Genomic DNA, 13,778 nt, shown 5'->3' with positions numbered 1-13,778 from the left:
CGGCTTTCACCGGAAGCGGCTAGAATCGACGGCCCGCCCGTGGTTTCCATCTGATGTCCGACAACTCGCCCGCCAACGACCTCAAGCAAGCCGCGCTGGACTATCACCGCCTGAGCCCGCCCGGCAAGATCAAGGTCAGCGCGACCAAGCCGATGGTCACCCAGCGCGACCTGGCCCTGGCCTACTCGCCGGGCGTGGCCTTCGCCTGCGAGGCGATCGTCGCCGACCCCAACTGCGCCAGCGAACTGACCGCGCGCGGCAATCTGGTGGCGGTGATCAGCAACGGCACCGCCGTGCTCGGCCTGGGCGACATCGGTCCCCTCGCCGGTAAACCGGTCATGGAAGGCAAGGGCGTGCTGTTCCAGAAGTTCGCCGGCATCGACGTGTTCGACATCGAGGTCGACGAGCGCGACCCGGACAAGCTGGTCGACATCATCGCCAGCCTGGAGCCGACCTTCGGCGGCATCAACCTGGAAGACATCAAGGCCCCGGAGTGCTTCATCGTCGAGCGCAAGCTGCGCGAGCGGATGAAGATCCCGGTGTTCCACGACGACCAGCACGGCACCGCGATCATCGTCGGCGCGGCGGTGATCAACGCGCTGGAAGTGGTCGGCAAGGACATCGGCAGCATCAAGGTCGCCACCACCGGCGCCGGCGCCGCCGGCATCGCCTGCCTCGACATGCTGGTCGCGCTGGGCGTGAAGAAAGAGAACATCACCGCCTTCGACCGCGAGGGCGTGATCTACACCGGCCGCGACCACCTCGACCCGGACAAGGCCCGCTACGCGCGCGACACCGCGCACCGCACCCTGGCTGAAATCGTCGAAGGCGCCGACATCTTCCTGGGCCTGTCCGCCGGCGGCATCCTCAAGCCGGAGATGGTGGCCAGGATGGCCGACAAGCCCATCATCCTGGCGCTGGCCAACCCCTATCCGGAGATCCTGCCGGAGGACGCCAAAAAGGTCCGCCCGGACTGCATCATCGCCACCGGCCGTTCGGACTACCCGAACCAGGTCAACAACGCGCTGTGCTTCCCCTACATCTTCCGCGGCGCGCTCGACGTCGGCGCGACCGGCATCAACGAGGCGATGAAGCTCGCCTGCGTGCGCGCGATCGCGCAGCTGGCGCGGATGGAATCGTCCGACCTGGGCAGTGCCTACGGCGGTGATGTGCCGACCTTCGGCGCCGAATACCTGATCCCGCGTCCGTTCGACCCGCGCCTGCTGGTGATGCTGGCCCCGGCCGTGGCCAAGGCCGCGATGGAGTCGGGCATCGCCAACCGTCCGATCGAGGACATGCGCGCCTACGAGGAAAAGCTCGGTACCTTCATCTACCGCACCGGCCTGGTGATGAAGCCGGTCTACGACCGCGCCCGCAGCGACCGCAAGCGCGTGGTCTACGCCGAAGGCGAGGAAGAGACCGTGCTGCGTGCCGTGCAGACGGTGATCGACGACGGCCTGGCCTACCCGATCCTGATCGGTCGTCCGGACGTGATCGACACGCGCATCCAGCGCATGGGCCTGCGCATGCGCGCCGGCGTCGATTTCGAACTGACCAACATCAACGACGACCCGCGCTTCAACGACTACTGGCAGACCTACCACGCCCTGACCGAGCGTCGCGGCGTGACGCCGGCGGCGGCGAAGAACCTGCTGCGCTCGCGCCCGACCCTGATCGCGGCGCTGATGGTCGAGCGCGGCGAAGCCGACGCGATGATCTGCGGCCTGGTCGGCCGCTTCCACAAGAAGCTGGGCTACATGCGCAGCATCTTCAACTTCGACCCGGGCGTGACCGGCACGGCGGCGATGACCGGCGTGATCAACGACCTGGGCGTGTGGTTCTTCCTCGACACCCACGTGCAGTGCGACCCGACCGCCGAGCAGATCGCCGAAGCGACCCTGCAGGCGAGCTTCCGCCTGAAGCTGTTCGGCATCGAGCCGAAGGTGGCGCTGCTGTCGCATTCCAACTTCGGCAGCCACGACAACGCCTCGGCGGCGAAGATGCGCAAGGTCTACCAGCTGATCAAGCAGCGCGTGCCGAAGCTGGAGATGGACGGCGAGATGCAGGCCGACACCGCGTGGGACGAGGAGTTGCGCCACCGCATCTTCCCGAACACGCTGCTCAAGGGCCGCGCCAACCTGTTCGTGATGCCCAACCTGGACGCGGCCAACATCACCTACAACATGGTGCGGGTGATGACCGAGGGCGTGGCGATCGGGCCGATCCTGATGGGCCTGGACAAGCCGGCGCACATCCTGACGCCGGCATCGACGCCGCGCAGGGTGGTGAACATGACGGCGATCGCGGCGGTGGATGCGCAGATTCGGGCGTCGCTGGGGCAGCAGGGCTGAGGGCTGCCCTCACCCCAACCCCTCTCCCGCAAGCGGGAGAGGGGCTTTAGTTCCCTTCTCCCGTAAGGCGGGAGGAAGCTTTGATTCCCTTCTCCCGCTTGCGGGAGAAGGTGCCCGAAGGGCGGATGAGGGCAGCTCCTGATGAGGGCAGCTCCTAAAGCTCATCCTCCTCATCCCCCCGCAACACCTTCCTCTGCATCGCATCCAGATACGCATCGGCCTCCGCCGCCGACGAGAAGATCTCGTTCAACGGCACCGCCTTCACCACGTCGAACACCTTCTGGATCTGCGGCTGCGGGTTGAGCACCAGCACCTTGCCCGAATGCCCCGCCAGCGCCTTGCGCGCGCGGAAGATCGAGCGGATCCCGGCCGAGCTGATGTACACCAGCTCGCTCAGGTCGAGCAGCAACGACTGCATGCCGGCCAGCAGCGGTTCAAGCTGGCGGTCGAACTCGGCGTAGCTGTGGGTGTCGAGGCGGCCGCCGAGGGCGACGCGCTGCGAACCGTTGCTGGGCGGATCGATGTGGATCTGGAGTTCCATGGGCAACCTCGTGTGGGGGACTTGCCTTGCAATCAGCGGGCTTCCAATCAGCGGGCTTCTAATCAGCGTGCACGCAGCACGACGTGCAGCACGTTGTACGGTTCCTCGCGGACATAGCGCACGCTGCGCGCCAGTTCGCGCACCAGGTGCACGCCCAGCCCACCGATCGAACGGTCGATGATGTCGGCGTCCAGCTCCGGCGGCTCCTGGTCGAGCGGATCGAACGGCCTGCCGTTGTCACGGAACTCCACATGCAGCCCGTCGTCGTCGCGGGCGATGTCTACCGCGATCCGGCGCGGCGTGGGTTCGCCGCCGTCGCCGCCGTACTCGATCGCGTTGCAGACCACTTCCTCGGCGATGAGGCGCATGTCGTCGCGCAGTTCCCTGACGATGCCATGTTCAAGCAACGACTGCTCGATCGAATCGAGCAGCAGGCCCAGCTGCGTGCGTTCGCACGGGATCTGCAGGCGCAGTCGCATCAGGCATTCCCCCCGGTCGATGGATCGAAGCTTAGCGCCACTACGGTGATGTCGTCGGACTGCGCGGCACCATTGGCGAACCTGTGCGCGGCCGCCACCAGCGTCTCGCACAGGCCCCGTGCATCGGCCCCGCCAGGCAGCGCCGACAGCAGGCGCTCGCTGCCGAAGGCATTCTGTCCCCCATCGAGCGCCTCGCTGATGCCGTCGGTATAGGCCACCAACGCATCGCCAGGTTGCAGCCGGCCGCGCCAGAGCGGGTAGCTGTCGGCGATGTCGACGCCCAGCGGCGGACCGGTCGGCACGTCGAGGTACTCGCGACGGCCATCGGCGTGCAGCAGCACCGGCGCCTCGTGACCGGCGCTGGCCAGGACCATCTCGCCCGTGCCGGCATCGATCGCCCCGCACAGCACGGTGGCGAACATGCAGGTGTCGTTGCCTTCGACCAGCCGCGAGGCGGCCACGCGCAAGGCCTTGTCCGGCGTGCCACCCAGGCTGGTGGCGACTTCGAGCACCGTCATCGCCCGCGCCATGAACAACGCCGCCGGCACGCCCTTGTCGGAGACATCGCCGATCACGAACCACAACACGCGCTCGTCGCGCACGAAGAACGTATAGAAGTCGCCGCCGACCGCCTTGGCCGGTTCCAGCAATGCATGCGTCTGCAGGCAATGGCCGTCGGCGCGCAGCGTCGGCGCCGGCGGCAGCATCGCCAGCTGGATGTCGCGCGCGATCGACAGCTCGCTCTCGAGCTTCTGCCGGCTGCGCGCCATGCGTTCGATTTCCGCCAATTGCGACTTGATCGAGCTTCGCGCGCGGTCGTAGGCGCGTGCGAGCAGGCCGACTTCGTCGCGCCGCGTGGTGTGCGGCAACGGCCAGTCGAACTCGCCGGCGGCGAAGTGGCCGGCCGACGAGGTCAACGCCAGCAGCGGTCGCGTGATCGGTCGCGCGATCAGCCACAACACCAGTACCAGGACCAGCACGGCGAGCAGGCCACCGGCGATGACCGCCCGCGTCGTGCTGCGCAGCTGCTCCTGCGCGTACTGCTCGGAGACCGAGACCGCGACGGTCCAGAGGCTGTCGGGCACCGGTTGCACCAGGCCGATGCGGCGCGTGCCGGTGGTCGGGTCGAGGTAGGTGACGTCGGCACTGCGGCGCTCGCGCACGGCGTCCAGCAACGGCTGCAGCATGCGGCCCTCGACCTGGCGTACGCGGTCGTCCAGGCGCACCTTCAGCTCCAGTGCCGGCGAAGGGTGCACGACGTACAGGTGTTCCGGGCTCAGTACCACGCGCTGCACCGGCGAGTCGGGCGTCTGCTGGCCGATCAGGGTCCGCAGGCGGCTGACCGGCACGTCGAGGCTGACCATGCCGACCGGCTTGGACGTCCGGTCGTCGCGATCGCGCCGGATCGGCCGGTTGTAGGTGACGAACATCTGCTCGCCGGTGGCGGCATTGCGGTAGGGCTCCGACCACCAGGGGCGACCTTCGTCGATCGTGCGCTTCCACCACGGCTGGTCGTGGTAGTCGTAGCCGCGCGAGCGCATCGGCTGGGTGTAGAAACCCTTGCCCTCGCGGCGCACGTACCAGCTGTAGGCGGCATCACCGTCGTCGAGCGCGCCGGGTTCCAGCACCAGCATCGCCCCGGCGATGTCGTCGTCGCCGGCAACGGTGGCGCGGAGCAGGGCATCGAGCGTGTGCGGATCACGGCCGACGCCGCGCACGGCCTCGCCGAGCGTGTTGGCGCCGACTTCGACCGACTCCAGGGTGGCGTGCAGGCCCAGCCCAGTCTGTTCGGCGAGCGTGCGGATCTCGCGTTCGCTCTGGGCGGTCAGCAACCGCGCCGAGCACGCCTGCACGATCAGCGTCGCCGCCAGCAGTACGGCCACGCAGCCAACGCCGATCCACAGCACCAGCCGCGTGCGCAGGCTCCGATACCAGGGCACCGCGCGACCGGACGCAGGCAACTCGGCAATGAGCTGGGTCATGGCGATACCGGATGGGGAGCCCCTTGGCCGCAGCATAGCGCCGGGATGTGATGCCGGTGCTAACGGGCACCCGTCATTCCCGCCCTCCACCCGTCATTCCCGCGAAGGCGGGAACCCAGCGTCGTTGCTTCCTCCACCCCCGCACGCAACCCCTCGTCATTCCCGCGCAGGCGAATCCATGGACGTCGCCCTTGGCCACAGCCGTTCCAAATGCCAGAGCAACGTCCCTGGGTTCCCGCCTTCGCGGGAATGACGGGTCACTATTGATGACGGCCCGCTATGGATGACGGGTCGCTACGGATGACAGGTCAGTACCGACAAGGGGCCCTTCATTGACGACGGCCCCCCACCCAACCCCCACCGTCACCCCACGCCCCGCCCCCGGCTCGAAGTACCGCGCATTGCCCTCGTTGACGATCACTGACCCCGCGAACTCGCGATCGAACACATTGTCCACGCGCATGAACGCCCGCCACCCCGAAGCCGCCGCACGCCACTGCAACCGCAGCGCGAACTGCGCATAGCCCGGCGCGTAATCCGTATTGCGGTCGTCAGTGGCGATGCGATCGCTGGCGCGCGCCTCCAGCGCCGCGATGATCCGGCCACTGGCATCGTTCCAGGCCACCTCCGCGTACCCATCGGCCTGCGGAATGCCAGGAATGCGATTGCCCGCCTCCACCTCTTGCGCCTGTTCGACGCCACCGTTGACCACGAGATAGCTGAAAGGCTCGGTGAAGCGTGCCCGCAACCAATTGACCGTCAGCACGTAGGACCATCGCGAGTGCAAACGCGCCTCGATGCCCGCCTCCACGCCTTCGCGTTGCGTCAGTCCGGCGTTGGCGAAGCTGGCGCGACCGCCGCGGTTGTCTGCCGGCACGATCTCATCCTCGCCGTCGATGCGATAGGCCGCGATGCTGGCGTCGCCGGAACGCAAGCGCCAACGCGCCCCGACCTCGGCACTGTCGAAGTGCGCCGGCTGCAGGTCGAAGTTCAAACCGGCGCCGCCGTCGGGCCGATACGCCAGTTCGGTCACCGTCGGCGTCTCGAACCCGCGGCCGATGCTGGCGAACACCTCGCCCTGCGCGAACGCACGCGCCACACCGAGCGAAGCCGCAGTCTCGCTGTAGTCGAGGCTGCCGCTGTCGTCGCCATTGCCCGGCGCGATGTAGTGATCGTCGGAGGAGAAGTGCAGTCGCGCATGACGCACCGCGCCCAGCACCGTCCAGCCGTCGGCCGGCCGCAGATCGCCCAACACGTACGCCTCGTTGCTGCGGATGCGGTTGTCCTCATCGCGGCGCAACTGCCCGCGCACGCCGAGCTGCGTACCGACGAAGTTCTCGTAGCCGCGCCGTTGCTCGTGCAGCCAGCCGGCTTCGGCGCCGAGGGTCAGTGCGCCATGCTCGCCGTCCCAGCGATGCCCGGCTTCGACGCCGGACGACTGCCGGCCCAGATCGATGACGCCACCGGCGCTGGTCGGCGCGCGCTGCGCCGCGATCGGGATCGCCAGGAACTGCACGACGTCACGAGTCACGCCATAGCCACCCAGCCAGTACTCGCGCCCCGCTGCATATGCATCCTCCCAGCGCGCACCGGCTTGCCCGTTGTCGATGCGCTTGCGCGTGTCGAACAGCTCGGCAACCGGATCGGTCCCATGCGGATCGCGCTGCCATTGCGCGCGGGTGAGTCCGAGCGGATCGTCGGTGTAAGGCTGATGCAAGCCGCCCGCGACCAGCCGCAGCCGCTGGCCTTCGCCTGGCACCCACTGCGCGATCGCATCGAGTTGCGCACGCTCGGCCGAGCTGTGCGGACGATCGCCGTCGGTGGTGAAGTAGCTGCCCAGCGCCTGCCAGCGCCATGCATCGTCATCGCTGGCGCCTTCAATGCCGGTGGCGAGCCGGTCACTGGTATTCGACCCGGCCCAGGTGTCGACATCCGCGCTGTGCTCGCCATCGAGCACCGTTTCGCCGACGATCGCACCGCCGGCGGCATTGCCGTACTGCAAGGCCAGCGGCCCGCGCAGCACCTGGATGCGATCGAGCGCGCTCAGCGGAAAGTTCGCCGCCTGGCCTTGGCCATCGAGCGCCGACGAGGGAATGCCATCGACGATCAACTTGATCCCGCGAATCCCGAACGTCGAGCGCGCGCCAAAGCCGCGGCTTTGCACCTGCAAGTCCTGCGCATAGTTCTGGCGATCGAGCACGGTGATGCCTGGCGCCCGCACCAGCGCCTCCGACAGCGAGACCTGACGCTGTCCGGCACGCAGCGTGTCGCCATCGATGACGGTGACCGAACCGGGAAAGTCGGAGAGCTCATGGCGCGCGCCGAGCACTTCGACCGAGTCCAGGGTCGTGGCCGGCGGTGGCGCCTGCTGCGCCATGGCCGGGTGCAGGGCGAGCAGGCAGGCCACGGCGATGGCCGACGGCCGAACGGCGCGGCGTGAAGACCTGCATACAGGCGGGTGGATACCTTGTGCCGTGCCGTCGTCCCTGGGAGGTCGGATCATGAAAGCCGCAGTCCGGATAGCGCTGATGCTGACCATTGTCGCCGTACCCGCCTGGCTCTGGGCGCAAACGACCCCGACGCCGACGCCGACTCCCGCACCGGCCCCCGTTGCGGTCGCCGCACCGCCGCCGCCGAGCGACCCGCTGCCCATGGACCTGGATGGCGACGGCGTGGTCACCGCAATGGAGCACGCTGCCGGCGCCCGCTCGCTGTTCGAGCACATGGACGCCAACCACGACGAACGCGTGACCCGCGAGGAGATGCTCAACTTCCAGCGCGAAGTGCTGGGCGTGCCGATCGCGCCGCCGAGCAGGTAGACCGCCCAAAACAACGAAAACCCCCGTCATTCCCGCGAAAGCGGGAATCCATGGACGTGGCCCTTCCTTGCAGGAGCAAAAGCAAATGGATCCCGGCTTTCGCCGGGATGACGAGGAAGGGGCGCCGTCATCCCCGCGAAGGCGGGGACCCAGCGTCTTTCGTGTCCCACCGGGACAGCAATGTCCATGGATCCCCGCCTGCGCGGGGATGACGGCTGAGAGGTAACGAAGCCGTAACGCCTCGTCATCGCCATTCGCGCCCGTAGGGATCTCAAGCTTTCAATCCCCCTTTCGTCGCAACGCTCCGGCCCATTGCAGCAGGCTGGTCCACCGGTGTCGCCCTGTTAGAATCCGGACTCTAAACCCCCGCCCCACACGAGGCGCGGCCAATAGGGGCCGCGATACGCATGACTTCTCTCCACGCCGCGATTTCCGACATCCTCCAGAACGACCCGGACCCGACCGAGACCCGCGAGTGGATCGAGTCCGTCCAGGCCGTCATCGAGCGCGAGGGCGCCGAGCGTGCCCATCAGCTGCTCGAAGGCATGGTCGAAGTCACCCGTCGCGCCGGCGCACACCTGCCGTTCTCGCCGACCACCGAATACATCAACACCATCCCCGCCCACTTGGAGGCCAAGAGCCCCGGTGACCACGCGATGGAATGGCGCATCCGTTCGATCATCCGCTGGAACGCGCTGGCGATGGTCGTGCGCGCCAACCGCAAGCCCGGCGACCTCGGCGGCCACATCGCCAGCTTCGCTTCGGCGGCCACGCTCTACGACGTCGGTTTCAACCATTTCTGGCGCGCACCCAGCGCCGACCACCCGGGCGACGTGATCGGCGTCCAGGGCCACAGCTCGCCGGGCATCTACGCCCGTTCGTTCCTGGAAGGCCGCATCAGCGAATCGCAGCTCGACCACTTCCGCATGGAAGTCGACGGCCGCGGCATCAGCTCCTACCCGCATCCATGGCTGATGCCGGACTACTGGCAGGTGCCGACCGTGTCGATGGGCCTGGGCCCGCTGGCCGCCATCTACCAGGCGCGCAACTGGAAGTACCTGGAAGGCCGCGGCCTGATGCCCAAGTCCGACCGCAAGGTCTGGGCGTTCCTCGGCGACGGCGAGACCGACGAACCCGAATCGCTCGGCGCGATCTCGGTTGCCGGCCGCGAAGGCCTCGACAACCTGGTCTTCGTCATCAACTGCAACCTGCAGCGCCTCGATGGCCCGGTACGCGGCAACGGCAAGATCATCCAGGAACTGGAAGGCCAGTTCCGCGGCGCCGGCTGGAACGTCATCAAGACCGTGTGGGGCAGCTACTGGGATCCGCTCCTGGCGCGCGACACCACCGGCAAGCTGCGCCAGCTGATGATGGAAACCGTCGACGGCGAGTACCAGAACTGCAAGGCGTTCGGCGGCAAGTACACGCGCGAGCACTTCTTCGGCAAGTACCCCGAGACCGCCCAGCTCGTCGCCAGCCTCAGCGACGACGACATCTGGCGTCTCAACCGCGGCGGCCACGATCCGCACAAGGTCTATGCGGCGTACCACGAAGCGGTGAACACCAAGGGCATGCCGACCGTGATCCTGGCCAAGACGGTCAAGGGCTACGGCATGGGCGCGGCCGGCGAGTCGCTCAACCCGACCCACCAGACCAAGAAGCTCGACGACGACGCTGTGCGCGTGTTCCGCGACCGCTTCAACATCCCGGTGACGGATGCGCAGCTGGCCGACGGCAAGGTGCCGTTCTTCCATCCGGGCGAGAACTCGCCGGAAGTGGAATACATGATGGAGCGCCGCAAGTCGCTCGGCGGCTTCCTGCCGCAGCGCCGGCGCAAGTCGAGCCAGTCGCTGGAAGCGCCGAAGCTGGAAGGCTTCGACCGCCTGCTCAAGAGCACCGGCGAGCGCGAGATCAGCACCACGATGGCGTTCGTGCAGGCGCTCAACATCATCCTGCGCGACAAGCAGGTCGGCCCGCGCGTGGTGCCCATCGTCGCCGACGAAGCGCGCACCTTCGGCATGGAAGGCCTGTTCCGCCAGATCGGCATCTACGCCCCGCACGGCCAGAAGTACAAGCCGGTAGACCGCGACCAGCTGATGTACTACCGCGAAGACGCGGCCGGCCAGGTGCTGGAAGAAGGCATCACCGAAGCCGGCGCGTTCGCCAGCTGGATGGCCGCGGCCACCAGCTACAGCACCAACGACCTGCCGATGCTGCCGTTCTACATCTACTACTCGATGTTCGGCTTCCAGCGCATCGGCGACGCCGCCTGGCAGGCGGCCGACATGCGCGCGCGCGGCTTCCTGCTCGGCGCAACGGCCGGCCGCACCACGCTGAACGGTGAAGGCCTGCAGCACGAAGACGGCCACAGCCACCTGCTCGCCGGCGCGATCCCGAACTGCCGCGCGTACGACCCGACCTTCGGTTTCGAAGTGGCGGTGATCGTCCAGCACGGCATGCAGCGCATGCTCACCGAGCAGCAGGACGAGTACTACTACATCACCCTGATGAACGAGAACTACGGCCACCCGGACATGCCGGAAGGCGCGGCCGACGGCATCATCAAGGGCATGTACCTGCTGACCGATGCCGGCAAGCCGAAGAAGGGCGACCTGCGCGTACAGCTGATGGGCAGCGGCACGATCCTGCGCGAAGCGATTGCCGCGGCGGAACTGCTGGACAAGGACTTCGGCGTGACCGCCGACATCTGGTCGTGCCCGAGCTTCAACGAGCTGCGTCGTGATGGTTTCGATGCCGAGCGTTGGAACCGCATGAATCCGGAAGCGAAGACGCTGCGCAAGCCGTACGTGACCGAGCTGCTGGAAGGCCGCCAGGGCCCGGCGATCGTCGCGACCGACTATGTGCGCGCCTACGCTGACCAGATCCGTGCGTTCGTGCCGATGCATTACACGGTGCTGGGCACGGATGGCTTCGGCCGCAGCGATACGCGAGCGAACCTGCGTCGCCACTTCGAGGTTGACCGGTACTACATCGCGCACGCTGCGATCGCGGCGCTGGCGGCGGAAGGGAAGATGACGGGGAAGGATGTGGCGCGGGCCATCAAGACTTACAAGATTGATGGGGAGAAGCCAAACCCCGTGGGGGTTTGATCTGTTTCCGATTGATTAAAAGGGGGGGGCGGCCAAGCCGCCCCTTTTCTTTGGGTACACTCGAAGGTGTGACAAGGAACTTACGCGTAGCAGCCAGCGCTGCTGACAGGTCCAGAATGGGCGATGACACTTTGATTGGGCGAGGGCGCAATGGAATTCTTCACGCTAGATGAGGATCGGGTGGTTGAGGGGTTTGTGGTCGGAGGGGTAACGACCTATCGATATGCGCTTGACCATGTGGCTCCGCTGATAGGGCGTTTGAACATCCAACGTGACACGCTAAAAACAAAGTTCTATGCGCGTTTGGAGAAGGACATCGTGCTCGGCTGTGTAATGCCACCTATTACCATCGCGCTTGTTCGAGACTTTCCACAAAAGGCAGCACCAAGTGAGATATTCGAACATATTCAGTCCAATATCGACGCTGGCTTTGTGCTTGATGGAATTCAGCGGCTCAACACTCTTGCGCGCGCCTCACAGCATACAGACTTTGACGATCAGCGCCCATTGCATGTCAATTTTGTAATTGCCCGATCCAGGGACAGGCTGCTCTATCGGATGATCACGCTCAACAACGGCCAGAGGCCAATGTCTGCGCGACACCAGATCGAGGTGCTGGCGGATTCGTTCTTTGACTTTGACGAGGTTGATCTCAAGCTAGTTGCAGAAAAAGGCAAGTCGCGCGTTCGCGCTCCTGATGCGTTCAAGAAGTCGGATTTCATCAAGGGCTACATCGCCTATTTGAGTGAGACTGTGAATGTCGACAATCAGAAGATCATCGAGGAAAAGATGGATGAACTGATTGCATCGAGGATCATCGAATCAGATATCCCAACGAGGCGAATTGAGTTTTCGGATGTTGTTGGGTTGATTAACCGAATGAGCGCGTCTGATTACCTGAGAGATTGGATCAGGGTTCAGAATAACTTCATTGGCTTCTGCGTCGGCGCCAAGAAGTCAATGGCTGCGCTTTCCGCTGCTCAGAATGATGAAATGGAGCGCGCGATTCAAGGGTTTGAGCTGGCCTTCACGTCGATCAATGTTAGCAAGGTCAACTTGGGGCGAGCCCGTCGAGAGTTGGTGTCGCGGTTCATTGAGCAGTTCGATTCTCTGAAAGAAGTCGATGAATTTGAACTTCTGGACCGATTCTCCGACTGGATCTGAACGATGCGATTCTCGATTGACGGGATTGACTATGCCTTCTCAAGCCGCTTGCCGAGGAATGCCGAAAAATCATCACAGTTCTTGCTACTGAGGCTACTGTTGGGTGCCACTGAGGTTGGTCGAGGTGGCGTCCTGCATAAGCAAAATGAAGACCTATCTCATTGGCCGAGCGTGGTTCAGACAAAGTCAGGCGCTGCTTGCGTGCGAGATTTCCTGGCAAGCGACATGGGGCGCACCACTGATTCCTTCGTGAAAGTCACAATTGCCGACAATCGACGGCTCTTTCAGGACATCCTTTCCGAGTTCTCGAACTACTTTGTAGCCACTGCGCGCGGATCGCATGCATCGGCCTTTGTGCACCTGTACAGAGCGCTGGAGCGATTGTCGTTCAGTGTTCCGCTTCTTTATTGCGCGAGCTCGACAGATTTTGTGGGGACGTTCAACGATTTGAAAGAGCTATTCAAGGAGAGTGGGGCCGGAGAGCTGGGGCTTCTCAAAAAGTTCATCGGTCAGGGTAGGCTGATTGAGGCATCGATTCTGGATACAGCCTTGGAGATAGATTTCTCACGATCTGGATTAAACGGTGAGCGATTCTATAAGACGGTTGTCACCAGATTTTGTGCCTTCGATTCGCAAGATCCGACGAGGCTTCAGGTCACAGTCCGGTACCGCTCAGTCCTTGACCTGTTTGTTATGGTCAGAAATCGATTCTTTCACTTAAGGAGTGGTGATGGTCAGCGAAACATCTCAAGTCGGGATCTCCACGATGCCGACGAATTTTTCTCGATCATTAACGGAGTCTTCTGCAACTTCCTTGGTCTTTTGACCCTCAGTTCGTTGGTAAGAAAGTACGAGACGTAGGCCGCTGCGGCCTAAACGGGTGAAGCAGGTGGGCGGTTTAGAGGGGGCCACTTCCCGTTGACGGAAACTTGCAGATCGCTTCCGCGGATGAAATCAAAGCACGTCTGAAGGACGCAATTCTGTGGCAAGCGCGCGGGGCCTTTCAGGCTGCATTCCCAGACATTCGCAACGCGCCAGCCTAGCTCCATTAGCGCAGCATGCACTTTTTTGTCGCGGGTACGGTTGGCCTCAATCTTGGCTTTCCAGAAGTCCGCTCGGCTCCCCGGCAATCGGAACATCGGGCAGTTGTGCCCGTGCCAGAAACAACCATGTACCAGGATCACGGCGTGGTATCGCGGAAATACGAGATCCGGCCGACCAGGAAGGTCACGGGCATGCAGCCGAAAGCGCAGCCCGCGCGCATGCAATCCACGTCGAAGTAGCATCTCGGGCTTCGTATCGCGACCCCGGATGCGGCTCATGTTGAGGCGA

Annotated in this window: 10 protein-coding genes; 5 read left to right on the top strand and 5 right to left on the bottom strand. The window is 64.8% G+C overall.

The genetic code is table 11. The annotated features are described in order from the left end of the window. The first annotated feature begins 53 nt into the window (after positions 1-53). Positions 54-2,351 carry an NADP-dependent malic enzyme gene (locus AC3A3X_RS03870; protein WP_487581733.1) on the top strand — a complete coding sequence of 766 codons (2,298 nt, stop codon included), beginning with the start codon at positions 54-56 and terminating at the stop codon, positions 2,349-2,351. Positions 2,352-2,505: 154 nt separating this feature from the next. On the opposite strand, the gene AC3A3X_RS03865 is transcribed toward AC3A3X_RS03870, so the two are convergent. From AC3A3X_RS03865 to AC3A3X_RS03850, 4 genes are all read right to left on the bottom strand, one after another. Further along, a complete protein-coding gene (locus AC3A3X_RS03865) occupies positions 2,506-2,892 on the bottom strand; it encodes an STAS domain-containing protein (RefSeq protein ID WP_487581732.1) in 387 nt (128 codons plus the stop codon). A 62-nt stretch (positions 2,893-2,954) separates the two neighbouring features. Continuing rightward, a complete protein-coding gene (locus tag AC3A3X_RS03860) occupies positions 2,955-3,371 on the bottom strand; it encodes an ATP-binding protein (RefSeq protein ID WP_487581731.1) in 417 nt (138 codons plus the stop codon). Then, positions 3,371-5,353 carry a SpoIIE family protein phosphatase gene (locus AC3A3X_RS03855; RefSeq protein WP_487581730.1) on the bottom strand — a complete coding sequence of 661 codons (1,983 nt, stop codon included), beginning with the start codon at positions 5,351-5,353 and terminating at the stop codon, positions 3,371-3,373. The genes AC3A3X_RS03860 and AC3A3X_RS03855 overlap by 1 nt, the downstream gene beginning before the upstream one ends. Positions 5,354-5,630: 277 nt before the next feature. After that, positions 5,631-7,856: a TonB-dependent receptor family protein gene (locus AC3A3X_RS03850; RefSeq protein WP_487581729.1), complete on the bottom strand. Its 2,226-nt coding sequence runs from the start codon at positions 7,854-7,856 to the stop codon at positions 5,631-5,633. On the opposite strand from AC3A3X_RS03850, the gene AC3A3X_RS03845 reads away from it, so the two are divergent. From AC3A3X_RS03845 to AC3A3X_RS03830, 4 genes are all read left to right on the top strand, one after another. Next, complete coding sequence (locus tag AC3A3X_RS03845) at positions 7,855-8,172, top strand: hypothetical protein (RefSeq protein WP_487581728.1); 318 nt, start codon at positions 7,855-7,857, stop codon at positions 8,170-8,172. The two genes, AC3A3X_RS03850 and AC3A3X_RS03845, sit on opposite strands and share 2 nt — an antisense overlap. A gap of 407 nt (positions 8,173-8,579) precedes the next feature. Then, positions 8,580-11,282, top strand: coding sequence for a pyruvate dehydrogenase (acetyl-transferring), homodimeric type (gene aceE / locus AC3A3X_RS03840; RefSeq protein WP_487581727.1), 2,703 nt, complete (start codon positions 8,580-8,582; stop codon positions 11,280-11,282). Between the two features lie 150 nt (positions 11,283-11,432). Then, complete coding sequence (locus tag AC3A3X_RS03835; protein WP_487581726.1) at positions 11,433-12,446, top strand: hypothetical protein; 1,014 nt, start codon at positions 11,433-11,435, stop codon at positions 12,444-12,446. Positions 12,447-12,449: 3 nt separating this feature from the next. Next, positions 12,450-13,307, top strand: coding sequence for a hypothetical protein (locus tag AC3A3X_RS03830; RefSeq protein ID WP_487581725.1), 858 nt, complete (start codon positions 12,450-12,452; stop codon positions 13,305-13,307). An 11-nt stretch (positions 13,308-13,318) separates the two neighbouring features. On the opposite strand, the gene AC3A3X_RS03825 is transcribed toward AC3A3X_RS03830, so the two are convergent. Beyond that, the gene (locus tag AC3A3X_RS03825) at positions 13,319-13,768 is read right to left on the bottom strand and encodes a very short patch repair endonuclease (protein WP_487581817.1); all 450 of its coding nucleotides are present in this window, start codon (positions 13,766-13,768) and stop codon (positions 13,319-13,321) included. Positions 13,769-13,778: the final 10 nt, after the last annotated feature.

It is taken from the genome of Lysobacter sp. Soil_N_23 (assembly GCF_057656135.1).
This window is presented reverse-complemented; position numbering and strand designations above follow the sequence as displayed.